Raw genomic sequence first — 23071 nt, forward strand, 5'->3', positions numbered from 1 at the left:
ACAACCTGTTACTGCCAGTTACCTGAGATAAAAAGCCTCAAGCACCGGGCGGGATTATACTTTAGCGCATGAGTTATTAAATTTGTTTCTACTCTCTATGCGTGAAATTGCGTACGGTATCGCAAACTCCCTGTAATTATTTTTTGGTATTCATTTATTGGATTGGTATCGCTTTCGGTTTTGTAGTTAGACTTGTTATGCATCCTGTTTATTTGAGATGGTCATTAATTTAATTCGGCGTTTTCATGGTTGATAATTCAATTAACGTAGGGGTGTTATTATCACCTTTAACCTGTTCACGTTATTATTTCCGCTTGGAAACCCCGAAATAAGCAAACCGTTATGCTGTTTTACCCGCCTTAGCCACCAGCTCAATCTGCGATCCCCACGGCGTCAGGAAGTAAAACCACTGAGTACCATCGGCATTGGTGACGGGTTCATTAAGCGTCTTCAGCCCGGCTTTTTTTAGAGCTTCATAACTCGCTTGAATATCCTGGGTGCGCAGGGCGATATGCGTTGCCGCAGCGTCATCCTCGTGTGGCTGAGCATGATTGATCTCTGCACCGCTGTATTGAAACAGCTCAATGCCGGTGCCGTCCGGCAGTCTGACCATCACAAAGCGTTTTAAGTCACTGGAAGAACGCCAGTTAAACGCTGTTTTCCACGCGTCAGGAATAGTGCCCGGCGTGATATCAGATTCGAGTTTGCCACCGAAGGTTTTCGAGAAAAACGCCACGGCAGCATTGATATCGGGGACGTTGATCCCGGCATGATCGATACCGCTAATATGGACGACCGGCTGCGGCTCAGCACCGAATGCCGTTGCGGAAAGCGATGCCGCACCCAGTAGCAGTGCCGAGGCGAAGGCGGTTGAGTTAACGCTAAATTTTTTCATCGGTTTGCTCCCGTTTGTTTGTCTAATCGCCTCATCGGGCGGGAAGTTCTGCGACGGTCTGTCGCGATGAAAGAAGCATATCGACGCGCCGACATTTTCAAAATAGAATGATTTGAAACCCATCATTGCAAAAATGAAATGAGTAAACTTCCCGATTTTGAAGGGCTGGCGATGTTTGCCAAAGTGGCTGAGGAGGGTTCCTTCGCAGCGGCGGCCAGAGTTATGGGCGTTTCCGTTCCCACCGTTTCCCGTGCGGTCGCGCGTCTTGAAGAGCGGCTGGGCGGCAGGCTGTTCAACCGCACGTCCCGCCAGCTGGCGCTGACGGAGTTTGGCCAGGGTATGGCGGCGAAAGCGGCGGATATTTATCGCCAGGCGGAGGAAGTGGAGAGTGAAGCCCACGAACTCTCGGTTCAGCCGCGCGGACAGGTCCGGTTAGCGATCCCGATGTCATTTGGACTGCGCTGGGTGGCTCCGCTGATGCCTGAACTTATCCGTCAGTTCCCCGAACTGAATGTCGATCTGCATTTGTCCGATGCCTCAGTGGATTTAATTGCCGAAGGTTTTGACGCCGCACTGCGTATTGCCGCGCTGCCGGATTCCTCACTGGTGGCCCGTCGCCTGTGCCCGGTGACTCAGTATCTGGTTGCCTCACCGGCCTATCTGGCGCAGCACGGCACTCCTCTGCATCCACGCGAACTGAGCAGCAGGCAGTGTTTCAGTTACGCCTACCGCGCGCGCAGCCAGGTCTGGCGTTTCAGCCACAGCTCAGGTTCGCAGGAGGATATTGTGCCGAATGGACCGTTGCGGGTAACGAACTCGGACGCGCTGCTACCGCCATTGCTGGAAGGGTTAGGTATTGCAGAACTGCCGGAGTTCATTGCGGCAGAGTATCTGCGCGACGGGCGGCTTGTCCATTTGCTGGATGAATGGTCGATGACTCAGGGCGGATTGTATTTTGTGACCCCCACCGCGCGCAGTCGTCCGCTTAAAGTCAGGGTACTGTCGGACTTTTTTACGCGCCACCTCGCCGATCCCGTCTGGCGCTGGCCCTGACAGGCGAGGTATTTGATTGACCGCGAAGGTGCCTGTGCTTTCAATTTTGAAACGATAGCTTTCATTCATTGCTATTTTCAGCGCTTCTGAAGTTTTTTATTGTTACCCCACGCCACCGAAAACGGGGCATTCATTTAATACTTCAGGAGCAACATGATGAAAACCGCTATTCAGTTACTGCAAAACTACCTCGATGTTATTCAGAATCCGCAGGCTGCCGCCGCACTGTTTGCCGAAGATGGCGTGCTTGAGCTTCCTTACCTGCAGACGCTGGGTTTACCGCACCGCGTGCAGGGCCGCGAACAGATTCAGGCCTTTATCGCCGGGTTGTTGAAAAAGGTGCCGGATTTCCGCTTTCGCAACATCCGGTTCCTGATCGATACGCCTGCTCAGGCGTTTGCCGAATACAGCGTTGAAGCTGAGGTTCCCGCTACCGGTCAGATCTATAAACAAACCTATGCCGGGCGTCTGGTGGCAGAAAAGGGGCAGATTACTCTGCTGAGAGAGTCAATGGATACGCTGGCCGCGCAGCGGGCCTTTACTGACGGACGTATTTCCACCGCTGGCGATCACGATAAAACCCAGCCAACGGCGATCGTTGTCAGCGCTTATTACCGCGTGCATCCTGAAGACCGCCAGACGTTTATCGACGCGGTAAAACCGGAAATGCAGGCCGCGCAGCAGCTTCCCGGCTGTGTGTTCTATGCTTTCTCACAGGACCTGGTCAATCCCGATGCCTTCCATCTTTCTGAAGGTTGGGCGGATATTGACGCTTATGAACGTCATGAACATTCCGCAACCTTTTTACAGGCGTTATCTACCGTGGTGAAAGAAGTCCGTATCCTGCATCGTGAAGGCGTTCGTTATGATGTGGCAAAACAACATATTGACGATCCGCGCGGAAAAGTGACGGACTGAACCGAAATCGAACTCTAACAGACCGGTGAAGATGATAAACGGCCGGCCGGGAAAGCTCCCGGCTGGCTGTCCGGCAATATGATTGCATCATCCCTGGTCATCTGTTCAGGACATTCGCTGAAGATATGCCGCTGACAAATCGTCTACGGCAGGGCAGCCAATCTGTGCCAGGGTACAGCCCACTTCACTCTTCAGCAGTGCAATAACCTCATCAACGCCCCGCAGCCCCCGCGCTGCCAGCCCGTAAAGGGTTGCCCTGCCGAGTAACACCATATCTGCCCCCAGACACAGTGCTTTAACGATATCCGAACCCCGTCGGAATCCACTGTCTGCCAGTACCGGGCTGTTGATGCGCGCGGCTACTTCGGCCAGCGTTTCTAGTGGGGAAAGATTGCCGTCCAGCTGGCGTCCACCGTGGTTAGACAGGATCACCCCGTCGGCACCGCAGGCCACGCACAGCTCAGCATCTTCTGGCCGGATAATGCCTTTGACCAGCAGCTTGTGTGGCCACATGTCGCGAATGCGTTTCAGGCTGTTCGGGTTAAAACCGGCGTCCATCTGGCGGCTCATCACCGCTGCCTGCGCTTCCAGGCTACCGCTTTCGGCGCTGACAAAATTCGCCAACTGCGGCATGCCGTTTTGCACGAAACGCATTGACCATGCAGGGTGAAGGCAGCCTGACATCAGCAGCGAAGGCGTAATCTTCAGCGGCAGGCTGAACTGATTGCGCCTGTCGCGCTCGCGGTTACCGTTAACGCCAACATCCACCGTGACAATCAGCGTGGTATAGCCCGCGTTCAGCGCGCGCATCACCAGCTGCTCCGCCAGTTGCTGTTGAACAACATAGAGCTGGAACCATTTTTCACCCTCGGCGCAGCGGGCGACGTCTTCAATCGACGCATTGGAGGCGGTTGAAAGAATAAACGGAATATTGGCGCTTGCGGCGGCCTTAGCCAGCTTTATATCGCCACCAGGCCAGAGAGCGCCGTTAAATCCCGTGGGCGCAATAGCAAAAGGCGCACTCCAGTTTTTCCCGAACAGGTGCGTGGAAATATTACGTTCGCTGACATCCACCAGTCGGTGGGGCGTAAAGCGCCACTGGTCAAACACGTCGCGATTGTGCACCAGACCTTTCTCATCCTCGGCACCCCCTTCAAGGAAATCAAAAATGATTCGCGGCAGCGTTTTGGCTGCCAGCCGCCGGTAATCTTCAACGTTGACCAGCTTGCCCTTCATTGCTTCTCTCCCTGTTCTGCCCAGCACGTTTCCACCTCAATTAATGCCGGTTTACTCGAGGCGCGAGCCCTGCTGACGGCATCGCTGATTTGTTCCGGCGTATTGGCCCGGAAGGCCTGGACACCGTAACCTTCTGCCAGCTGTGAAAAATGGATATCCGGCAGGTTCAGACCGGGAATATCGGTGGCATTCAGCACGTCGGCGAACCATCTCAACGCGCCGTAAGTGCCATTTTTCATCACGATAAAGATCACCGGGATGGCATAGTGCGCGGCGGTCCATAGCGCCTGAATGCTGTAGTTCGCCGAACCATCACCCACCACCACAAACACCTGTCGATCGGGGTTTGCCAGCTGAATACCCACACCGGCAGGCATGGCAAATCCCAGCCCGCCGGCCGCTGCGAGGTAGTAGCTGCCCTGAGTGGCGATATTGATACGCTGCCAGAGCGCCGGAATGGTTGAGGTCGATTCATTGACGAAGATGGAATTTGCCGGGGCGACACTGTTTAAGATATCGAAGACGGACTCTGCCTTGAGCGGACGGGAGGCCGCGACAGGTAACGGCTCAGGCAGTGCATCGGGCATGGCTTTAGCGCGGTCGGCAACGTGACCGGCAAGCTGGCTTAGAATGGGATGGATATCGCCAATCCAGGCATCGCCCACCGGCGCGCGAGCGGCTTCCTGCTGGTCGCAGGAGATCAGGATCAGTTCAGATCCCTCAGGCAGAAAAGGTCCTGCCTCAAACTGATGATAACGGAACACCGGCGCGCCGATAACGAGAATTAAATCGTGACCGGACAGCAAACGGCCGATGGAGGCAATTCCGGCGGGCAACATTCCTCTGAAACAGGCATGGCGCGTTGGAAACGCGCAGCGCGGCGAAGAGGGGGCGGCCCAAACCGGGCACTTGAGCTTTTCTGCCAGTTTAACAGCGTGATTGTTCGCCCGCGCGGCGTCGACATCGGCTCCCAGCACCAGCACCGGATTTGTTGCCGTATTGATCCGTTGAACCAGCTCCGCCAGTTCGTCACTGCTTAAAGACCGTGCATTTTTGACCCGTCGGCTCAGCAGGCTGGCGGATGATTCATCGGCGCGCTTATCCCAGTCGTCATACGGGATGGAAAGATACACCGGTCCGGGTGCCTCAGCGGTGGCGGTATGGATAGCGCGGCTGAAGGCATGAGGTACTTCCTGTGCGGATGCCGGTTCGCGGCTCCATTTGACCAGCGGTTTTGGTAGCGTTGTCGCATCGGTATTGGTCAGCAGCGGTTCCAGCGCGACCATGGCGCGGTTTTGCTGACCGGCGGTAATAATCAGCGGTGAATGACCGTTACAGGCGTTGGCCAGTGCCCCCATCGCGTTCCCGGTACCTGCCGCAGAATGGAGGTTAACCAGCGCGGGTTTACCGGATGCCTGGGCAAAGCCATCTGCCATGCCCAGGGCAACGCCTTCGTGCAGGGCCAGTACGTATTCAAAATCTTTGGGGAAATTTTTCAGGAAGGGCAGCTCGTTGGAACCCGGATTGCCGAACACTTTATTGATGCCGTTGCGGCGCAGTAATTCGTAAGTCACATTACGTACAGTCTTCATCGTAGCGTCTCCCTTAACGATGGTGATCCGTCATGATCCTCAACGTCAGTCTTTAACCCTGCGTTGAGTGCGGATCCAGCGTATACTAGGAGGCCATCGGCCTTTTTGTGAAAACGCGACAAATGCCTGTAAATGAAACACTTTGTTAATATTTGGTTTTGCTTTGTGGGGAGGCGGCGCTATCGCATGAGCCTGCTTCAACCGTTTTCAAAGAACCCGTTCAGACTCTTCTTTCAAGATGATGATTTACGCTCAGCAGAGTGAGCTACGGCATCCAGAACGATTTTCCCGGCTGACAGGATATGCTCAATGGTCATTTCACGCGCTTTCTCCGCATCGCCGTCCCGGCAGGCGTCAAGAATAGCGGCGTGTTCATCTTGAAACATCGGTGTATCGGCAAGCAGCTTCCGCTGCAGGTGTTCATAGCGCTCTATCTGGTTGCGCAGTTCAGCAATCAGCAGCAGCTGGCGTGGATTACCGCAGGCAGCATAGAGAATGTTATGGAACTCCAGATTCAGCGCCCCTTGCTTTTCAGTATCGTTTGCCCCACCCAAAAGGTGGTGGACAAGCTCGGCTCGCGCCAGGGATTCGGCATCTAAATCAGGTACGCTGTAGAGAATTGCATCGCCTTCCAGTAGCGCTCGCAGGTGGTAAATATGGCGAATATCATCGGCTGAAAGCGTTCTGACTACCGCCCCGCGATTAAGATAGAGATCCACGAGTCCTTCCTGTTCCAGCAGCCGGATGGCTTCCCGCATCGGAACGCGGCTGACCGAAAACTGGCTGGCGAGGTCGCGTTCCACCAGCCGGGTGCCTGTGGGCAGCGTACCGTTATTAATCATCGCCCTTAACCGATCGGCCAGAAGACTTGCCGTGGATTGCGTTTTAAGTGTCATAAACATCCCCTGTTGATTTTTGGTTTAATGGTATACCATTATGATGTTCTTTACCAGAGCGGGGTAAGCAGTCCACTGTCTCTGGGACAATAAACAATGGGAAATTCCAGACAGGAGAACGCATCATGGCGCAGCGCGAGCATCACTATCGTGTAAATATTGAATGGGTGGGTAACAAAGGGCAGGGTACGGAATCCTATAAAGCGTACAGCCGTGACTTTACGATTTCAGCATTAAATAAAGCTGAGATAAGCGGTTCGTCCGACCCGGCTTTTCTCGGTGACAAATCGCGCTGGAATCCGGAAGACCTGCTGCTTGCATCGGCATCGGCCTGCCATAAGCTGTGGTATTTGCATCTTTGCGCAGAAGCGGGGATCAGCGTGTGCGCCTATCTGGATCGTGCAGAAGGCTCGATGATTGATGGCGATCGCGGGCATTTTACCCGCATCACATTACGCCCTGAAATTGTGATTCGCGAAGGTGATGACATCCAGCTGGCGACAGACCTTCATCATCAGGCTCACCAACAGTGTTTTATCGCTAACTCTCTTAATTTCCCCATCGAGTGCCTGCCTGTCATTTCAACTTCATCAGAGGGATAATCGATTTTTATGCAATCGTCGGCGTACCGTTGACTGTCGGCTCTGGGAATATTGTTCTACTCGTTCACGTAATCTTGCTAAGTTATCGACATCAGAATGTACTGATGTCGATAACATGAAAAGGGAAGCACCATGACGCCATGGGGCCAGACGGTGACGCGCCTGCTCAGCCCGGAGGGCCTGCTGACGGGCGTGACCTTTACACCCTGGCTACGCGACGCGTAATCAACTGCAGGAAAGCAAACTGAGTGAATATCAGAAAGGCATTACCGTCTGAAGCTGAAGTGTGCTGGGATGTCCGCAATCAGGAGATACGCCACGGATGCCGGGAATGTTACGACGCGGAGGTTATCCATGCCTGGACACCGGAAGCGATGCCGGAGGGATATCGTCGGGCGATTACCCATCATCCCTTCTTCGTGGCAACAGACGCGGATAATCAACCGGTTGCTACCGGATTTCTCGACCTGTCGTCCGGCAGCGTTTAAGCTATTTTCACCCTGCCGTCCTTTACCGGCAGGGGGCTGGCTGGGAGTATCCTGGAGGCTATCAAACAGGAAGCACGGCAGCGCGGCTACAGTTCGCTGACGCTTTCTGCCACGCCGAATGCCCGGTCTTTCTATGAAAAGCACGGATTTATCTTTATCTCTGAGGATCTGTATCCTTCTGAGCTTGCCGGTGCGTCGCTTCGCTGTAGTGATATGCGGATTGATCTATAACCTTTCCCACATTGATATTTCAAATTGATATAATAATAAGTCACCCTTTCACGGCTGGCTTATTATTTGTTTAATTGATAGATGTAATAAATAAAAGCGGTTGATAAATCAGGGTAAACTGTTATAGCTCGCTAAATTGTTTCTGTGCATTGTTACAGTCAGTATTCAGTGATTAACTTTCTGCTCATTATGATAAAGAGTGGCAAGTCTATTATGAGCGATGAAAAACTTTCTGATAACGAACGGTTAAAAGGCGATAGCGCATTACTTCGCGGCACTATTACCAGCGATCTGGGTGATAATATTACCGGTGGCTTTAGCGGCGATAACTTTCAGCTGATTCGTTTTCACGGGATGTACCAACAGGACGATCGCGATATCCGCCAGGATCGTATTGCGCAAAAGCTTGAGCCGCTGCATACCGTGATGCTCAGGATAAGACTGCCGGGTGGAATAATTACCCCGCAGCAGTGGCTGGGTATCGATGAGTTTGCGCGCGATAATACGTTATATGGCAGCATTCGTATTACCAACCGGCAGACGGTACAGTTTCACGGCGTATTAAAACATAATATTAAACCGGTTCATCAGCTACTTCACCGGCTGGGGCTGGATTCCAGGGCCACCGCCGGTGACGTCAACCGCAATGTGTTATGCACGGCCAATCCGGTTGAGTCGGATTTACATATTGAAGCTTACGAATGGGCGAAAAAGATTTCCGAACATCTGTTACCCCGCACCAATGCCTATGCCGAAGTCTGGCTGGATAAAGAAAAAGTATCGCTGAATGAAGAACAGGAACCTATTCTCGGCACCACCTATCTGCCGCGAAAATTTAAAACCGCGGTGGTTATCCCGCCGCAGAATGATGTTGACCTTCACGCCAACGATCTGAACTTTATTGCCATCGGTGAGAATGGCAAGCTGACCGGCTTCAATGTGCTGGTCGGTGGCGGTCTGGCGATGACCCAGGGCGATGTTTCCACCTGGCCACGCCTGGCGTCGGAATTTGGTTTTATCCCGCTGGCAGAGACACTGCAAATTGCCGAAACGGTGGTTGCGGTGCAGCGTGACTGGGGCAACCGCAGCAACCGGCGCAATGCCAAAACCAAATACACCCTGGAACGTGTGGGCGTTGAAGTGTTTAAAACCGAGGTGGAAAAGCGAGCGGGGGTCTGCTTCCTGCCGGTCAAACCCTATCAGCTTACCGGGCGCGGGGATCGCATCGGCTGGGTAGAGGGCGTGGACGGGCAGTGGCATTTAACGCTGTTTATTCCCAGCGGGCGGCTGATTGATAAACCCGGCTATCCGTTTAAAAGCGGCGTTGCGGAAATCGCGAAAATTCATCAGGGTGACTTCCGCCTGACGGCGAATCAGAACCTCATCGTGGCGGGCGTCAGTGAGGAGAATAAGCAGCAGATTGATGCCATTGCCCGCCAGCACGGCCTGATCGACGATACGGTCACCAGCCTGGAAAAGAATTCTATGGCCTGCGTGTCGTTCCCCACCTGTCCGCTGGCGATGGCCGAGGCCGAGCGCGTACTGCCAGATTTTGTGAAAAGCCTCGAACAGTCACTGGATCGCCATGGGCTTAGCGACGAATCGATTGTGTTCCGCATCACCGGCTGCCCGAACGGCTGCGGCCGCGCCATGCTGGCGGAAATGGGGCTGGTGGGCAGAGCACCCGATCGCTACAGCCTGTATATTGGCGGCAACCGGCAGGGCACGCGCATCCCGCGGCTTTATCGCGACAATTTCAGCAGCGCTGAACTGACAGAGATGATGGATGAGCTGATCGCCCGCTGGTCTGAAGGGCGGGAGGGGAATGAAGGTTTCGGTGACTTTGTTATCCGCAGCCAAATCGTTGCCCCGGTGATGGATTCCGCCAGAGATTTTCATGCCGTCAGCTAAGGAAAGAACATCATACATCGGTTACAGCACTCAAGATTTTATGCAATCGGTTTTTATTGCCGCAGTTTTATTTTTTTTACTAAGGTATAAAAAAGAAACTATGAAGATTGATTTTCAATTTTCCATATAAAGCATAATGAACGTCATAATTGTAGTGGTAATCATTATTATAAACAGAGGTGGTTATTAGCAATAACAGTCAGTGAAATCAAAACCATAACAGTTTTATTTATATGTTTAACTTTACCTGGTCTGATGTGGGGTGTAATATTTATTTCGACAAGGGAGGTGTTGTTGTTTAAGTGTGTGATCCTCCTGTTCATACGCCCGCCCCGTTTTGGGGTCGGGCTTTTTTTGTTATTTCAATGCAGGTTAAATGAACCGGGGTCAGTTATGGAATTAAAAAGAATGAATAAAAAAGAACGCGGTAAAGGTGGATGTTTAATGCTGATGCTGGCAGCCTGCGTTTTTATCGCAGCGGTATATGGCGTGATGATCCTCTGCATGACTATGCAGGATAAATCATCCGCAAAGGAAAATTCGTTAAAGCAGATTGATGCCTGCAATCAGACAGAGCGAGAAGGCAAAGATAAAATAAGAGATTACTTCGATAACGAATCCTGCACCGAACTGATTAAACAGCACGCGGCGAAATTTAAAAATGAACCCTGAGAAATGGCCTGTTGAATAGAAACAACAGGCCATTTTTATTATCGGTTAATCATCATGTGGTAATGCATGCTCCAGATGATCCAGATTGACAGCCCGATAATGATTAACAGAATCAGCAGGGTGAAAACAAAACTTGCCAGATTCCAGCCGTCCTCGGTCTTACGATTTAAATGCAGGAAATAAACCAGCTGAACCAGCAACTGCGCCACCGCCGTGACCACAAAAAGGGTGAGGGTGACCCAGCGCGGGCCAACCGGATACATCACCAGCATAAAAGGGATCAGTGTGAGCACTACGCAGAGCACAAAGCCGGTGATATAGCTTTTATAGCTGCCGCTATCGTGGCCGTCGGAATGTAAAACCGCCTTGCTCATTTAATAGACCCCCAGCAGATAAACAACGGTGAACACGCAGATCCAGACCAGGTCGAGGAAGTGCCAGAACAGGCTCAGACACTCCAGCCGCAGGGTGGTTTTACCCCCCAGCCCCCGGGTCATAATCTGATGGATCATAATACCCATCCAAATCAGGCCAATGCTGACGTGCAGGCCGTGGGTGGCCACCAGAGTAAAGAACGCCGACAGCCAGGCGCTGCGATCGGGACCGGCATTGTTCTCAATCAGATGGTGGAACTCGTTGATCTCCATCCCGACAAAGGCGAGGCCGAACAGAAAGGTCACGGCCAGCCAGAACAGCACCTGATTCTTTTTCCCCTGGCGCAGCGCGAGCATCACGAAGCCACAGGTGATGCTCGACAGCAGCAGCATAAAGGTTTCGGTGAGCACGTAGGGGATCTCAAAGATATCCTTCGGCGTTGGCCCACCGGCAAACGCATCGCTTAACACCGCGTAGGTGGCGAAAAAGCTGCCGAACAGAATGCAGTCGGACATCAGATAAATCCACAGCCCGAGCTTGGTGCCGTGATCGTGATGCTCGTGATCATGCTCTGCCTGATGATGCAGAGCCGGAGTGAGTGTGTGACTACTCATAGTTAAGCCTTTTCCGTAACTGAATGAAGGCTGGTTTTCGATCTTTTCAATCTCTTCCGCCGTGACGGTGTACTCAATGTCCTGGTCGTAGACGCGCATAAAGACGCCGGCGGTCATGCCAAATACGCAGAAGATCGCCAGCCACCAGATATGCCAGATCAGCGCGAAGCCCAGCAGCGTGCCGATCATCGACACCACAAACGGTGAAGCGGAATTGCGCGGCATCTGGAATGCATCGTATTTAGCCGGTTTTGGCGGCAGTCCTTTTTTCTTCGCTTCGTGCCAGTAGTCGAGGCTGTCGACATGCGGAACGACGGCAAAGTTATAGAACGCCGGTGGCGAGGCGGTGGCCCACTCCAGCGTGCGGCCATCCCACGGATCTTCCGCGCAGGGCTGCTGACGCTGTTTATAGTGATCGCGGACGCTGACGTAGATTTGCGCAAGGAAGAAGAGGATGCCGAACAGAATGAAGAAGGCACCGACTTCGGCGATCTTCAGATACGGACCCCAGTCCGGGTTGGTATAGTGGTTAAGGCGGCGGGTCATCCCCATAAAGCCGAGGATATACATCGGGATAAAGGCCAGATAGAAGCCGATAATCCAGCACCAGAACGAGTAGCGACCCAGTTTTTCATTCAGCTGAATGCCGAAGACTTTCGGGAACCAGAAGCCGAAGCCTGCGAAGTAGCCGAACAGCGCGCCGCCAATAATGACGTTATGGAAGTGAGCCACGAGGAACAGACTGTTGTGCAGCAGGAAGTCCGCGCCGGGGATGGCTAACAGCACGCCGGTCATGCCGCCGACGGTAAAGGTGACCAGTGAACCCAGCACCCACAGCATCGGCGTGGTAAAGACCAGATTGCCGCGATACATAGTAAACAGCCAGGTGAAGATCTTCACCCCGGTCGGGATGGCGATAATCATGGTCATAATGCCGAAGAAGGCGTTAACGCTGGCACCGGAGCCCATGGTGAAGAAATGGTGCAGCCAGACGATAAACGACAGAATGCCGATCGCCACCGTGGCGCTGACCATGGAGGTGTAGCCGAACAGTTTTTTGCGCGCAAAAGTAGGCGTGACTTCAGAGAACACGCCAAAGGCGGGCAGCACCAGAATGTACACTTCCGGATGGCCCCAGGCCCAGATCAGGTTCACGTACATCATCGCATTCCCACCCAGTTCATTGGTGAAGAAATGCATATCCAGATAGCGGTCCAGCGTCAGCATCGCCAGCGCCGCCGTCAGGATCGGGAACGCGGCAACGATAATCGCGCAGGTCACCAGGGTGGTCCAGGTGAATACCGGCATGGTCATCAGCTTCATGCCCGGCGCACGCATTTTCAGGATGGTGACAAACAGATTCACCCCGGTCAGCAGCGTACCCAGCCCCGAGAGTTGCAGGCTCCAGATATAGTAATCGACCCCCACCCCGGGGCTGAACTTGATCCCCGATAGCGGCGGATAGGCCACCCAACCGGTCTGGGCGAATTCGCCGACGCCGAGTGACAGGTTGACCAGAATCACCCCGCCGACAAACAGCCAGAAGCTGAGCGCGTTAAGCCAGGGGAACGACACATCGCGCGCGCCAATCTGCAGCGGCATGATGATGTTCATCAGCCCGGTAATAAACGGCGTGGCGACGAAGAAGATCATAATCACCCCGTGAGCGGTGAAGATCTGATCGTAGTGATGCGGCGGCAGGAAACCTTCGCTGCCGCCACCGGCCACCGCCAGCTGAGTACGCATCATAATCGCATCCGCAAAACCACGGATCAGCATAATCAGCGCCACGAAAATATACATAATGCCGATGCGTTTATGGTCAACGGTGGTCAGCCAGTCGTTCCACAGCACGGTCCATTTTTTAAACCAGGTCATCCCGGCCACCACCGCCAGGCCGCCCAGAATAATGGCGGCCACCGTCACCATGACGATGGGTTCGTGATAGGGGATTGCATCAAGTGTTAATTTGCCAAACATCGCTTGCTCCATCGTTCTTATTCGCCTGCGTGGTTCACAGGCATTTCGGCTGAACCCATATTCATCCCGGCGTGCGCGTCATCTGCGTGCCGGTCCATGCCGGAATCCATGTACTGATCGATAATCCGCTGGAACAGCTCCGGCTCAACGCTTGAGAAGTGTTCAACCGGATGTTTTTCGGAAGGCAGGGCCAGCGTTTTAAAGCCACTGAAGCTCAGCGGATGGTTCTGCGCTTTAATCCCGCTGACCCATCGCTGGAAATCGCCGTCGGAGGTCGAGTGGGTGATGAACTTCATGTCCGAGAATCCCGGGCCGCTGAAATTGCCGGAGATGCCGTCAAACTGCCCGGTTTCATCGGCGATAAGGTTCAGCTGGGTACGCATTCCGGCCATGGCATAAATCTGGCCGCCCAGCTGCGGAATGAAGAAGGTATTCATCGTTGAGTCAGAGGTGATCTGGAAGGAAACCGGACGGTCGACCGGAATATAAAGCTCGTTGACCGTGGCAATGTTCTCTTCCGGGTAGATAAACACCCACTTCCAGTCGGTGGCGACCACTTCAACGGTCAGTGGCGGTTTGGCGGATTCCAGCGGCCTGTAGGGATCGAGGCGGTGGGTGCTTATCCATACAATGATCGCCAGCGCGATGATAATAATCAGCGGTATGCCCCAGACAACCACTTCAACTTTGGTGGAATGCGCCCATTCCGGAGTGTATTTCGCCTTTTTGTTCCCTGCGCGATAGCGCCATGCAAAGGCAAAGGTCATCAGAATTGCCGGAATAACCACGATCAGCATCAGCAGAATCGCGGTGATAATCAGGTTTCCCTGTTCCTTACCTACCTGTCCTTTGGAGTTAAACAGCGTCCAGCTACAGCCGGTCATTAAGGGAATAATTGCCAGAACAATCATTGCCTTAATGGATTTTATTGTGTTTTTTAACATCCTGAATACCCTATAATTTCTTCGCATTAATGCAGAGTTCCGCAGGCGAAATGTTGTATCCTTCTGGCAATACGCGGTGCTCAGATAGCGCTTTTACGTTTATCTGTTCCACACCATTCTTAGTCGACCCTGTTATCAATTTGTTATCCTCTTTTTGGTTTTGTGTTTATATGTCAACAAAATCCATACAAGATAGCGATTAAATGCATTTTATTTGCAACAACAGGCGCTTTTTATACTCTTTTGTATGGGTATTTTAAAGGGTGATCTATGTCATTTGCCGAAAAAAAGAAGACAACATTGATAAAAACGCATTGGATCTATCCAATAAAGCCGGGCAATGGGGCAAGATATAAGCAGATCGTGAATATGGTCACCGCCGCGATCGACGCCGGAGAGCTGTTGCCCGGTGACCGGATGCCAACCCAGCGTGAACTGGCAGAGATGCTGAAGGTGGATTTGACCACGGTCACCCGCGCCTACAATGAGCTGCGGGAGAGAAACCTGACGCAGGCGGCGAGCGGCCGGGGATCGTTTATCTCCTACCAACCGGATACGCTGTCGCATATCGACCTGAGCATGAACACCCCGCCGGGATCGGCAAAAATACTGCCGCTGATAAGCCGCTCCTTAGAGCGTTTGCAGTCCTCGATTGATGCGGGATCACTGATGACCTATCACGTGGGTGCCGGTTCCCTGGTGGAGCGCAGCGCGGCAGTGAAGTGGCTGAAACCGCTGCTCGGCGAGTTCGACAGCCAGCGGGTGGTCGCCTGCCCGGGTGCGCAGACGGCCATCAGCGCGCTGCTTGCTCTGCTGACCAAACCGGGTGATGTGGTGGTGACGGATGAACTGACCTATCCGGGCTTTATCTCCGCCGCCCGCCAGCATAATCTGCAGATTGTCACCGTAGCAGCGGATGAGCAGGGGATGGACCCCGACGGTCTGGTCCACGCCTGTAAAACCTACGGTGCGAAGGTGGTGTATTTGAATCCGACGATCCACAATCCGACGGCGCTGACAATTTCCGCCGGGCGACGTAAAGTTCTGGCGGAAGCGCTGATAGCCCATAATCTGACGCTGATCGAGGATGACCCTTACGGCCTGCTGCCCGATGAGCCGCCCGCGCCGATTGCCTCGCTGGCACCGCACAATACCTGGTATGTCTCCACGCTGTCGAAGTGCCTGACTCCGGGCGTGCGGGTGGCCTGGGTGATTTGCCCCGAATCCACATCCTGGGAGCCGCTGGCGGGCGTTATCCGTGCCAACGTGCTGATTGCTAACCCGCTGATGCTGGCGGTGACGGCAGACTGGATTAATACCGGGGCGGCGATGGATCTGCTGCAGGAACTGCGGCAGGAAAACGCTCAGCGCGTGGCGCTGGCGAACAGCATTCTGCCCGGAAAAATCGTCTCCAGCCCGTTCGGGCTACACGTCTGGCTGGAGGGTGAAGCGGGATTTGATCCCCATTCGCTAGTGCATTCGGCGGCAAAAGTTGGGCTGGGGATTACGCCATCGTACGTTTTCTCTCCCGTTGGCGGCGTGCTGTCGGGTATCCGAATTTCCCTCGGCGGCGCGCGTGATCTCTCCCAGCTTACTAACGCATTGCAGCGGCTGAATAACGTGCTGAAGAACGCCAGCCAGCCGCTGACGGGCGGGGGATATGTTTAAAAACAGATAACAAAGGGAAATGGAGGCTTCACCTTTTCGTTTAGCCTCCTGATCCACAGGTTCAGCACGGTGCGGGGGATTGCTCTGGCATCTTTATTTTGAGTTTATGTTAAGCTTCGTTTTAAACACGTTACAGGAATTGACCGATGAATAATCATTCAGATGAAAAAATGACAGAGCATATTATTGGTGAAGCGGTCACTGAATTGCTCAACGACAATGACCCCATCACGTGGCATTCGCTACTGGCTAAACTTCATGCGATCGTTGGCAACGAACTGGATGAAGAACGCGTCAATGCGGCAGTGCGTGCAATAAAAGAAATCCGGTCGGAAAGGCTGAACAGTACCGGGGAAAAAGAGAGTTCGTCCGCTGATGTACCTTCACGTCAACAGATGCATTGACGCCGTTCCCGCAGTCGATAACTCCTGCTGGCCGCGCGCTGTCAGCACAATAAGCTGGATTGTGCTATAATAATAACTCGTCCACCTGTTTAGAGAGGTTTTGTGATAGATGACACTACCACTGAAGATATCTATGTTGCTATAGGGACGGTTGTAACACGGCTTCTTAAGCCGGACCAGCAGCTGACCGTTCATGAAATAATTAATGAACTCCACAGGATGGCGCAAAATGCTGAAGAACCAGATTTTGTTAATGCCTGTCGGGAAGCGATAAAATTTCTGGCCCGTCTGATGCACTGATATCCTCAGGATTTAATATTTAACTCCTCAAATCCTTAATGTTCACTACAACTGAGTTTGGGTCTCCCCAACCTTCACTTCAGCACACCTTGCGAGACCCATTTCTCAGGTCACACGACATCAAAAACCTTCATCGTGCGGCGTGCTGCCAACAATAATCTTCAGTCTGTTCCTCAGCACGGTTAGCCTTCAGGATCGGAACTGTTATCCAGCTCCGCACTAAGGTGGAGGATAATGTCTTTTTTGGCTACTTTCCTCCCAATTTCAATCTCTACTGTACTTGAACACGGGCATCAGTTATTTTGCGATATTGCCCACTTTTTTTTCAGCCAGGACTTCCTATGCATCAAGATGGCTTGCTTCCGGAAAAACCCGGTGGGATAAGCAGTTATTTTTGCCGGGTGACTCACCCGTATCAAATTGAGCTATTGGGAAAAATTACCGTAGAAATACTTCGCCAGGGGAAAAATCTTAGCTGTACTTCCGTCTGTCTTAAGCTAATCGTTCGACTTGACGCCACAACGGATGAAACTGAGCTGATGCATCTGCGAGATCTTCTTGGCAAACTTTTTGGCCGTTAATGACGGCGGCCTGCCCTTTATTTCCTGCTGAAACAGGATGTTTCCCTTTCTGATTATCACCGCCTTGCTTAATTCCTATTATCTTGATTCTTATTTTATTAAATTCATTCACAGACTAAATGTTAATTAAATATGTCGTGATGAGTTCTGTTATGCGACACTTTCAGATATAAATATGCCGATTTTACAAGGCTCTGAAATTTATAAAGGTATGACAGGTTAAAGAGGATTGCTTGCTATTTTTAAGAGGGTGTGAATTTAACGATTAACATTCTGAGTGAGAGTTTTATTGTGAAAGTGAATATCTGTGCCAGGCTTAAACCTCACTGAAAAAATGAAGGAGAATACATGCCTACTCACAAGAACCTTAATCCTGTTGACTACCCTGTACCTCCCTTCGTCGAACAGCCTCAGCCGATGCCGGGGCTGGCCAGTAAAATGATCCCGGTGCCGGATCACGGCGAAAAAAGCTATAAAGGCAGTGGTCGCCTTGCCGGGCGCAAAGCGCTAATTACCGGTGGCGACTCCGGTATTGGCCGTGCGGTGGCGATTGCCTACGCCCGCGAAGGTGCCGATGTGGCAATCGGTTATCTGCCGGAAGAGGAGCCGGACGCGGCGGAGGTCATCCGACTCATCGAGGCGGAAGGGCGGAAAGCCGTTGCGCTGCCTGGTGATATCCGCAGTGAGGAATTTTGTCAGAAGCTGGTAAAAGAGGCCGCTGAAAAACTGGGCGGACTGGATATTCTGGTCAACAACGCAGGCCGTCAGCAATATAACGAATCGATTCGAACGTTAAGTACGGAAGATTTTGACGCGACATTTAAAACCAATGTCTATGCCATGTTCTGGATAACTAAAGCCGCGCTGGAATATCTTCCTCGTGGCGCGTCGATTATTAATACCAGCTCGGTTCAGGCCTATAAGCCCAGTGAAATTCTGCTGGATTATGCACAAACCAAAGCGAGTATCGTCGCCTTTACCAAATCGCTGGCAAAACAGCTGGGTAAAGAGGGGATTCGCGTCAATGCTGTGGCACCTGGACCCTACTGGACCGTACTACAGTCCAGCGGCGGCCAGCCGCAGGAGAAAGTGAAAGAGTTTGGCGCTTCGGCACCGCTTGGCAGACCCGGCCAGCCGGCGGAGATCGCCCCGCTCTACGTCACCATGGCATCGGTAGAAAGCAGCTACACATCCGGCCAGGTGTGGTGCTCGGATGGCGGGACCGGCACGTTGTAAAGGTGGATTCAGGCGCTGCCGGATGGCAGCGTTCGACGCGAGTCTGATTATGGTGCGCGCCATGGCTATCGGCGGTAAAAGTGATTTGCGCAGCATTGTTCATATTCTCTACGCCCTTGATCGAAGAATGACGCCCGCGCTGCGCGGCTTTCTGGATTTTTGCGTGGCGCGGTTTGGCCAGGGCTAAAGAGTTTAAATATACGATGTGAAGCGCAAAACGTTTTCCCCCTCAGGGCATGATGACTGAGTTAAAGTGAGAACGGTTCCGTTCATATCCATCGTCGACCAGATCCATTACTGAAGGAGAGCAAAGATCATGTCATTGACCACCGGCGTGCATCACATTGGCCTGGCCGTATCCAGACTGGAAGAAAGTGCTGAGTTTTTCACCAAATTACTGGGCTGGGAGGAAGTTAAACGACGTGAAGATTATCCCGCCATCTTCGTGAAAGATGGGTCGATTATGATTACGCTCTGGAAAACGCAGACTGAAGAACCGGTTAATTTTGATCGTAAACTGAATATTGGACTCCATCACTTAGCCCTGCGGGTTAACAGCAAAGAGAAACTGTACCAGCTGCATGATCTGTTGAAGGCGAAGGGTATTGAAATCGAATTCGAGCCAACGCTTCTCAGAGGCGGGCCGTCAATGCACATGATGTGCTACGAGCCGAGTGGTATAAGAATCGAGTTTCATTATTCTAGGTAAGTGATTGACCCCATTCCCCTCGGGCCACAACAGCGTATTGGTTTTACAGTCTTTTCGTTAAGGGTGATCGCGCTTGTGGTCACCTTATCAGGTGTCAGATCCGCCATCTCCACCGTTGAGCCCGTCTCTTTACCCGTTTGGCTACTGCCGCTTAATCTGCCCTGAACACGCCTGCATCCTCAATCCTTCTGCTTCAGACTCGAAACTGATGTATTCATTTTTATCTTAAAAATCAGAGTCCTGTTTTCGATTTTTTATCGCGCCACTTCATCCCAGGATCTTTTTTATAAAAACACGTTGACGAGGTAGAACGATCGTTCTACCTTTAGGGCATGAAAACAAAAACGAGCAATACCCGAGAAAAGATCCTGCAGACCGCTGAGCAGCTCATCTATCAGAACGGTATCCATGCAACAGGCATGGACCTTCTGGTTAAGACCTCAGGAGTCGCGAGGAAAAGTATTTACCGCCATTTTGCGAACAAGGAGGACGTGGCCGCAGCGGCGTTAAACGAGCGCGACGAGCGGTGGATGCACTGGTTCAGGACCGAATCTGATAAGGGCGAAACGCCGCAGGATCGCATTCTGAATATGTTCACCGTGCTGAAAAGCTGGTTTGAGTCCGACGGTTTCCGCGGCTGTGCGTTTATCAACACGGCCGGAGAAGTAGGGGACCCTGATGATCCTGTCCGCCAGATAGCCAGGATGCATAAACAGAAGCTGCTGGATTACGCCCTTGAAGTGGCCGGGCAGTTGAACGTAGAACACCCGGCGGTTCTGGCCAGGCAGCTGCTGATTCTGATGGAGGGGGCGATCACCACGGCATATGTAATGGGTGACGCGAGTGCAGCCGACAACGCCAGGGATGTGGCGAAGCTTTTACTGGAGCAGGTCTCTTCCTGAGGCCTGTATTTCGAAAAGATTGATGACATTAAACCAAAATCTACAGGAGATTCACCATGACAGATTCACAAGTTCGCCCACCGCTTCCGCCTTTCACCCTGGAAACGGCCATTGAGAAAGTCCGACTGGCTGAAGATGGCTGGAACACCCGCGATGCGGCAAAAGTGGCGCTGGCTTACTCGCTGGATACTCAATGGCGCAACCGTGCCGAGTTCGCCAATAACCGTGAAGAGGCACAGGGCTTCCTTGACCGTAAGTGGAAGAAAGAACATGAATACCGTCTGATTAAAGAGCTGTGGGCGTTTGGCGGCAACCGTATTGCGGTCCGCTACGCTTACGAATGGCACGATGATTCCGGTAACTGGTTCCGCTCTTACGGCAACGAAAACTGGGAGTTTGAGGCTGATGGCCTGATGAAACGTCGCTTCGCCTGTATCAACGACATGCCGATCAAAGAGAGCGAGCGCAAATACTTCTGGCCGCTGGGCCGCCGCCCGGACGATCATCCGAGCCTGTCAGACCTGGGACTGTAAGTCCGTATGTTATTCCGCATAAAGCCCACGGCGACTGTCCTCGCCGGGGCTTTTCTTACCGAAACGAATACACCCCCGCACCCCAATAGCCTTTCCCCGGCTGGCTTTCCTCCTGCCAGCCCAACGACTTCAGCTCGCGGGCGATGAGGCGGTTGATAATCCCGTGCCCCATCAGCAGTACGGGGCGCTGGCTTTCCCGGGCCAGTTCGACCAGCATCACTGCGGCCCTGGCCGCGCGCGCTTTCGCCATTTTCAGCGATTCAGCCTGACGAGAAAGTCCGCAAAGCCACAGCAGGCGATAAACTACCGCCCAGTGAAAGGGGGAAAGCCGAACGCCGGGAACGAGGTACAGCGGCAGTTCTGCCTCTTTGAATACTTCATCGACCAGCACCGGCTCGCAGCCCAGGGTCTGAAGCGAGGAGATCGCGCGGGGCAGCGGACTGCTGATGGCAACCGGTTCTTTTTCTATCAACGCGATGGCTGATTGCGGCGGTATGTCGCCGCCCGTATCTGAAATATCGTACTGCTTAACCCAGTCGGGCATCTCCTGGGACGTGACTTTTGCCGCGCCGCTAAATGTCGGTTTGCCGTGGCGCATCAGAATAATATTCATCGGTATCCCTAGCTGGTGATTCGTTTTTACCGCTGCCGCATCATTTCACCGGATCGGCCAGCGCCTTTTTAAGTTCGTCCAGATCTTCCTCAATCGCCGTTTTCATCCCGCGCCGTTCCAGCCACTGCCTGCCCCACAGGCTCAGCTCCAGCACCAGCTTGTTCAGCCCCCGGCCTTCATCGCTGAGTGAATACTCGACTTTCGGCGGCACAACAGGATACACCTGCCGCAGGATCAGTCCATCCTCTTCCAGCTCGCGCAGCTGTTTGGTCAGCAGGCGCTGGTTAATGCTGGGCATGGACCGCTGCAGTTCGCTGAACCGCTGCGTGCCGTCCCTGAACAGGTGATAGAGGATCACCCCCTTCCATTTTCCGCCCATGATATGCAGTGCGGCTTCCATCGAACAGCCCGGTGCAGAATCGTAGTTCCGTAATTTTTTCATCACAATCCTACAGTTACCTTTTGGTAAGTATATGAATATTGTTAGGGTATAAACGAAAATTAACCTTATGGTACTTTCAGCGCTCTGAAGGTCAATCGCTTTTTTGGAGTTGCTATGTCAGCTTTACTTTTTCAACCCATCACCATTAACGGCGTGGAGTTTCGTAACCGCATCGCCATGTCGCCGATGTGTATGCACTCGGCCTCTGACGATGGGGAAACCAACGATTTTCACGTGATCCACTACGGCGCACGGGCGTTAGGCGGCGCGGGTCTGGTGATGCTGGAAACGGCAGCAGTGCTGCCGAATGGTCCCATTGGACCCGGAGATATCGGCATCTGGGACGATCGTCACATTAAAGGGCTGTCCCGGGTGACGTCGGCCATTCAACGCTTTGGTGCGAAAGCGGGGGCGCAGATTGGCCATGCCGGTCGCCAGCTGGGGATCGACCTGCCGTCCATTGCGCCATCGGCCATTCCGTTTACCGCAGAATCCCGCGTGCCGCAGGCGATGAGCGTGGAACAGATTAAGGAGGTTATCGCCGCGTTCGGTGAGGGTGCCCGCCGCGCCCGCGAGGCCGGTTTCGACGTGATTGAAATCCACTGCGCTCACGGCTATCTGCTGAACCAGTTCCTCTCGCCGCTGGCGAACACGCGGACTGACGAATACGGTGGCAGCCAGGAAAACCGCTACCGCATCGTGAGCGAGGCGATCGATGCCGTGCGCCGCGAGTGGAACGGCCCGCTGTTCTTGCGGATCTCATCGACGGACTATGCCGAAGGCGGCAACCGCCCGGAAGATTTTTTGCTGTGGGGCAAGTGGATGAAAGAGCAGGGGGTCGATCTGATCGACTGCTCCAGCGGCGGCATCGCGATGGTGCAGGTGAACACCTATCCGAACTATCAGGTTCCGGCCGCCGAACTGCTGCGCCGCGAACTGGATATCAAAACCGGTGCGGTTGGCCTGATTGAAACCGGCCGCCAGGCGGAAGAAATTTTGCAGAACGGCCGTGCCGATATGGTGCTGGTGGGGCGTGAAATGCTGAAAGATCCATTCTGGGCGCGAACAGCCGCTGACGATCTCAACGCGGTGATGCCGGTTCCGCCCCAGTACACTCGCTACGGCTCCGGCTGGCAGCGTTCACAGCCGCGCCTGCCGGCGGCAGAGTTAGCCAGCACGGTTGAGCGTTAATCTCGATACTCGAGAGAGCCTGTTCACCTTTGCAGAACACGGCTCTCTAACGAACCTCAATAATGTTTCCCCGATCTCACTCTCT

General features: G+C 53.2%; 23 protein-coding genes and 3 pseudogenes. 16 read left to right on the forward strand and 10 right to left on the reverse strand.

The window, feature by feature from the left end:
- Positions 1-340 precede the first annotated feature (340 nt).
- Positions 341-895: a VOC family protein gene (locus IBT46_RS05865; RefSeq protein ID WP_200544832.1), complete on the reverse strand. Its 555-nt coding sequence runs from the start codon at positions 893-895 to the stop codon at positions 341-343.
- A gap of 138 nt (positions 896-1033) precedes the next feature.
- Here IBT46_RS05865 and IBT46_RS05870 point away from each other — a divergent pair, with 138 nt between their 5' ends.
- On the forward strand, positions 1034-1948 hold the full coding sequence (locus IBT46_RS05870) for a LysR family transcriptional regulator (protein ID WP_200544833.1): 915 nt from the start codon (positions 1034-1036) through the stop codon (positions 1946-1948).
- A gap of 153 nt (positions 1949-2101) precedes the next feature.
- Positions 2102-2866 (forward strand): antibiotic biosynthesis monooxygenase, encoded by a 765-nt coding sequence (locus IBT46_RS27220; RefSeq protein ID WP_234479991.1) that lies wholly within the window; start codon positions 2102-2104, stop codon positions 2864-2866.
- Positions 2867-2971: 105 nt separating this feature from the next.
- Here the strand turns inward: IBT46_RS27220 and IBT46_RS05880 are convergent, their stop codons facing one another.
- From IBT46_RS05880 to IBT46_RS05890, 3 genes are all read right to left on the reverse strand, one after another.
- On the reverse strand, positions 2972-4102 hold the full coding sequence (locus IBT46_RS05880) for an alpha-hydroxy-acid oxidizing protein (RefSeq protein WP_200544834.1): 1131 nt from the start codon (positions 4100-4102) through the stop codon (positions 2972-2974).
- Entirely contained in the window at positions 4099-5694 is a 1596-nt protein-coding gene (gene mdlC, locus IBT46_RS05885; RefSeq protein ID WP_200544835.1) for a benzoylformate decarboxylase, read from the reverse strand. Before mdlC ends, IBT46_RS05880 begins: the two co-directional genes overlap by 4 nt.
- A 233-nt stretch (positions 5695-5927) precedes the next feature.
- Positions 5928-6590, reverse strand: coding sequence for a GntR family transcriptional regulator (locus tag IBT46_RS05890; RefSeq protein ID WP_200544836.1), 663 nt, complete (start codon positions 6588-6590; stop codon positions 5928-5930).
- 125 nt (positions 6591-6715) lie between these two features.
- Between IBT46_RS05890 and IBT46_RS05895 the strand changes: the two genes are divergently transcribed.
- From IBT46_RS05895 to IBT46_RS05915, 5 genes and pseudogenes are all read left to right on the forward strand, one after another.
- The gene (locus IBT46_RS05895; RefSeq protein WP_105591881.1) at positions 6716-7192 is read left to right on the forward strand and encodes an OsmC family protein; all 477 of its coding nucleotides are present in this window, start codon (positions 6716-6718) and stop codon (positions 7190-7192) included.
- 138 nt (positions 7193-7330) lie between these two features.
- Positions 7331-7417 (forward strand): annotated as a pseudogene (locus IBT46_RS05900) (glyoxalase); the annotation flags it as partial.
- 23 nt (positions 7418-7440) lie between these two features.
- Positions 7441-7911, forward strand: a pseudogene (locus IBT46_RS05905) (GNAT family N-acetyltransferase).
- A gap of 213 nt (positions 7912-8124) precedes the next feature.
- Positions 8125-9822, forward strand: a complete 1698-nt coding sequence (cysI, locus tag IBT46_RS05910; RefSeq protein WP_200544837.1) for an assimilatory sulfite reductase (NADPH) hemoprotein subunit — start codon at positions 8125-8127, stop codon at positions 9820-9822.
- 393 nt (positions 9823-10215) lie between these two features.
- Positions 10216-10494 (forward strand): hypothetical protein, encoded by a 279-nt coding sequence (locus IBT46_RS05915; RefSeq protein WP_200544838.1) that lies wholly within the window; start codon positions 10216-10218, stop codon positions 10492-10494.
- A gap of 38 nt (positions 10495-10532) precedes the next feature.
- Here the strand turns inward: IBT46_RS05915 and cyoD are convergent, their stop codons facing one another.
- The 4 genes and pseudogenes from cyoD to cyoA form a co-directional block, all read right to left on the reverse strand.
- Positions 10533-10868: a cytochrome o ubiquinol oxidase subunit IV gene (gene cyoD / locus IBT46_RS05920; RefSeq protein ID WP_200544839.1), complete on the reverse strand. Its 336-nt coding sequence runs from the start codon at positions 10866-10868 to the stop codon at positions 10533-10535.
- A complete protein-coding gene (gene cyoC / locus IBT46_RS27225) occupies positions 10869-11483 on the reverse strand; it encodes a cytochrome o ubiquinol oxidase subunit III (RefSeq protein WP_200559135.1) in 615 nt (204 codons plus the stop codon).
- Positions 11484-11513: 30 nt separating this feature from the next.
- Positions 11514-13463 (reverse strand): annotated as a pseudogene (gene cyoB, locus IBT46_RS05925) (cytochrome o ubiquinol oxidase subunit I); the annotation flags it as partial.
- Positions 13464-13480: 17 nt separating this feature from the next.
- Positions 13481-14407, reverse strand: a complete 927-nt coding sequence (gene cyoA / locus IBT46_RS05930; protein WP_200544841.1) for a ubiquinol oxidase subunit II — start codon at positions 14405-14407, stop codon at positions 13481-13483.
- A 363-nt stretch (positions 14408-14770) separates the two neighbouring features.
- Here cyoA and IBT46_RS05935 point away from each other — a divergent pair, with 363 nt between their 5' ends.
- The 8 genes from IBT46_RS05935 (at position 14771) to IBT46_RS05970 (ending at position 20740) form a co-directional block, all read left to right on the forward strand.
- On the forward strand, positions 14771-16075 hold the full coding sequence (locus IBT46_RS05935) for a PLP-dependent aminotransferase family protein (protein ID WP_200544842.1): 1305 nt from the start codon (positions 14771-14773) through the stop codon (positions 16073-16075).
- 146 nt (positions 16076-16221) lie between these two features.
- Complete coding sequence (locus IBT46_RS05940; protein ID WP_200544843.1) at positions 16222-16479, forward strand: hypothetical protein; 258 nt, start codon at positions 16222-16224, stop codon at positions 16477-16479.
- Positions 16480-17120: 641 nt separating this feature from the next.
- Positions 17121-17360 (forward strand): biofilm development regulator YmgB/AriR family protein, encoded by a 240-nt coding sequence (locus tag IBT46_RS05945; protein WP_200544844.1) that lies wholly within the window; start codon positions 17121-17123, stop codon positions 17358-17360.
- Positions 17361-17708: 348 nt separating this feature from the next.
- Positions 17709-18596, forward strand: coding sequence for an SDR family oxidoreductase (locus IBT46_RS05950; RefSeq protein ID WP_200544845.1), 888 nt, complete (start codon positions 17709-17711; stop codon positions 18594-18596).
- 22 nt (positions 18597-18618) lie between these two features.
- On the forward strand, positions 18619-18783 hold the full coding sequence (locus tag IBT46_RS05955) for a hypothetical protein (RefSeq protein ID WP_200544846.1): 165 nt from the start codon (positions 18619-18621) through the stop codon (positions 18781-18783).
- Between the two features lie 129 nt (positions 18784-18912).
- The gene (locus IBT46_RS05960) at positions 18913-19305 is read left to right on the forward strand and encodes a VOC family protein (RefSeq protein ID WP_200544847.1); all 393 of its coding nucleotides are present in this window, start codon (positions 18913-18915) and stop codon (positions 19303-19305) included.
- A 332-nt stretch (positions 19306-19637) separates the two neighbouring features.
- On the forward strand, positions 19638-20207 hold the full coding sequence (locus IBT46_RS05965) for a TetR/AcrR family transcriptional regulator (RefSeq protein WP_200544848.1): 570 nt from the start codon (positions 19638-19640) through the stop codon (positions 20205-20207).
- Positions 20208-20263: 56 nt separating this feature from the next.
- Entirely contained in the window at positions 20264-20740 is a 477-nt protein-coding gene (locus tag IBT46_RS05970; RefSeq protein WP_105591868.1) for a DUF1348 family protein, read from the forward strand.
- Between the two features lie 55 nt (positions 20741-20795).
- Here IBT46_RS05970 and IBT46_RS05975 read toward each other — a convergent pair whose 3' ends face one another.
- A complete protein-coding gene (locus tag IBT46_RS05975; RefSeq protein ID WP_234479992.1) occupies positions 20796-21353 on the reverse strand; it encodes a histidine phosphatase family protein in 558 nt (185 codons plus the stop codon).
- 40 nt (positions 21354-21393) lie between these two features.
- Positions 21394-21795, reverse strand: a complete 402-nt coding sequence (locus IBT46_RS05980; protein ID WP_200544849.1) for a helix-turn-helix domain-containing protein — start codon at positions 21793-21795, stop codon at positions 21394-21396.
- A gap of 114 nt (positions 21796-21909) precedes the next feature.
- On the opposite strand from IBT46_RS05980, the gene namA reads away from it, so the two are divergent.
- The gene (gene namA / locus IBT46_RS05985; protein WP_200544850.1) at positions 21910-22986 is read left to right on the forward strand and encodes an NADPH dehydrogenase NamA; all 1077 of its coding nucleotides are present in this window, start codon (positions 21910-21912) and stop codon (positions 22984-22986) included.
- Positions 22987-23071: the final 85 nt, after the last annotated feature.

The organism is Erwinia sp. S38 (genome assembly GCF_016624545.1).
Classification (GTDB): Bacteria; Pseudomonadota; Gammaproteobacteria; order Enterobacterales; family Enterobacteriaceae; genus Erwinia; species Erwinia coffeiphila.

Excerpts from the sequence above, each read along its gene's own strand:
- IBT46_RS05880 (WP_200544834.1), bottom strand. The coding sequence starts at position 4,102 with ATGAAGGGCAAGCTGGTCAACGTTGAAGATTACCGGCGGCTGGCAGCC.
- IBT46_RS05945 (WP_200544844.1), top strand. The coding sequence starts at position 17,121 with ATGCATCAAGATGGCTTGCTTCCGGAAAAACCCGGTGGGATAAGCAGT.
- IBT46_RS05975 (WP_234479992.1), bottom strand. The coding sequence starts at position 21,353 with ATGAATATTATTCTGATGCGCCACGGCAAACCGACATTTAGCGGCGCG.
- namA (WP_200544850.1), top strand. The coding sequence starts at position 21,910 with ATGTCAGCTTTACTTTTTCAACCCATCACCATTAACGGCGTGGAGTTT.
- cyoC (WP_200559135.1), bottom strand. The coding sequence starts at position 11,483 with ATGAGTAGTCACACACTCACTCCGGCTCTGCATCATCAGGCAGAGCAT.
- IBT46_RS05870 (WP_200544833.1), top strand. The coding sequence starts at position 1,034 with ATGAGTAAACTTCCCGATTTTGAAGGGCTGGCGATGTTTGCCAAAGTG.
- IBT46_RS05955 (WP_200544846.1), top strand. The coding sequence starts at position 18,619 with ATGGCAGCGTTCGACGCGAGTCTGATTATGGTGCGCGCCATGGCTATC.
- IBT46_RS05980 (WP_200544849.1), bottom strand. The coding sequence starts at position 21,795 with ATGAAAAAATTACGGAACTACGATTCTGCACCGGGCTGTTCGATGGAA.
- IBT46_RS05865 (WP_200544832.1), bottom strand. The coding sequence starts at position 895 with ATGAAAAAATTTAGCGTTAACTCAACCGCCTTCGCCTCGGCACTGCTA.
- IBT46_RS05950 (WP_200544845.1), top strand. The coding sequence starts at position 17,709 with ATGCCTACTCACAAGAACCTTAATCCTGTTGACTACCCTGTACCTCCC.
- IBT46_RS05890 (WP_200544836.1), bottom strand. The coding sequence starts at position 6,590 with ATGACACTTAAAACGCAATCCACGGCAAGTCTTCTGGCCGATCGGTTA.
- IBT46_RS05960 (WP_200544847.1), top strand. The coding sequence starts at position 18,913 with ATGTCATTGACCACCGGCGTGCATCACATTGGCCTGGCCGTATCCAGA.
- cyoA (WP_200544841.1), bottom strand. The coding sequence starts at position 14,407 with ATGTTAAAAAACACAATAAAATCCATTAAGGCAATGATTGTTCTGGCA.
- IBT46_RS27220 (WP_234479991.1), top strand. The coding sequence starts at position 2,102 with ATGATGAAAACCGCTATTCAGTTACTGCAAAACTACCTCGATGTTATT.
- IBT46_RS05965 (WP_200544848.1), top strand. The coding sequence starts at position 19,638 with ATGAAAACAAAAACGAGCAATACCCGAGAAAAGATCCTGCAGACCGCT.
- mdlC (WP_200544835.1), bottom strand. The coding sequence starts at position 5,694 with ATGAAGACTGTACGTAATGTGACTTACGAATTACTGCGCCGCAACGGC.
- IBT46_RS05970 (WP_105591868.1), top strand. The coding sequence starts at position 20,264 with ATGACAGATTCACAAGTTCGCCCACCGCTTCCGCCTTTCACCCTGGAA.
- IBT46_RS05940 (WP_200544843.1), top strand. The coding sequence starts at position 16,222 with ATGAATAATCATTCAGATGAAAAAATGACAGAGCATATTATTGGTGAA.
- IBT46_RS05915 (WP_200544838.1), top strand. The coding sequence starts at position 10,216 with ATGGAATTAAAAAGAATGAATAAAAAAGAACGCGGTAAAGGTGGATGT.
- cysI (WP_200544837.1), top strand. The coding sequence starts at position 8,125 with ATGAGCGATGAAAAACTTTCTGATAACGAACGGTTAAAAGGCGATAGC.
- IBT46_RS05895 (WP_105591881.1), top strand. The coding sequence starts at position 6,716 with ATGGCGCAGCGCGAGCATCACTATCGTGTAAATATTGAATGGGTGGGT.
- cyoD (WP_200544839.1), bottom strand. The coding sequence starts at position 10,868 with ATGAGCAAGGCGGTTTTACATTCCGACGGCCACGATAGCGGCAGCTAT.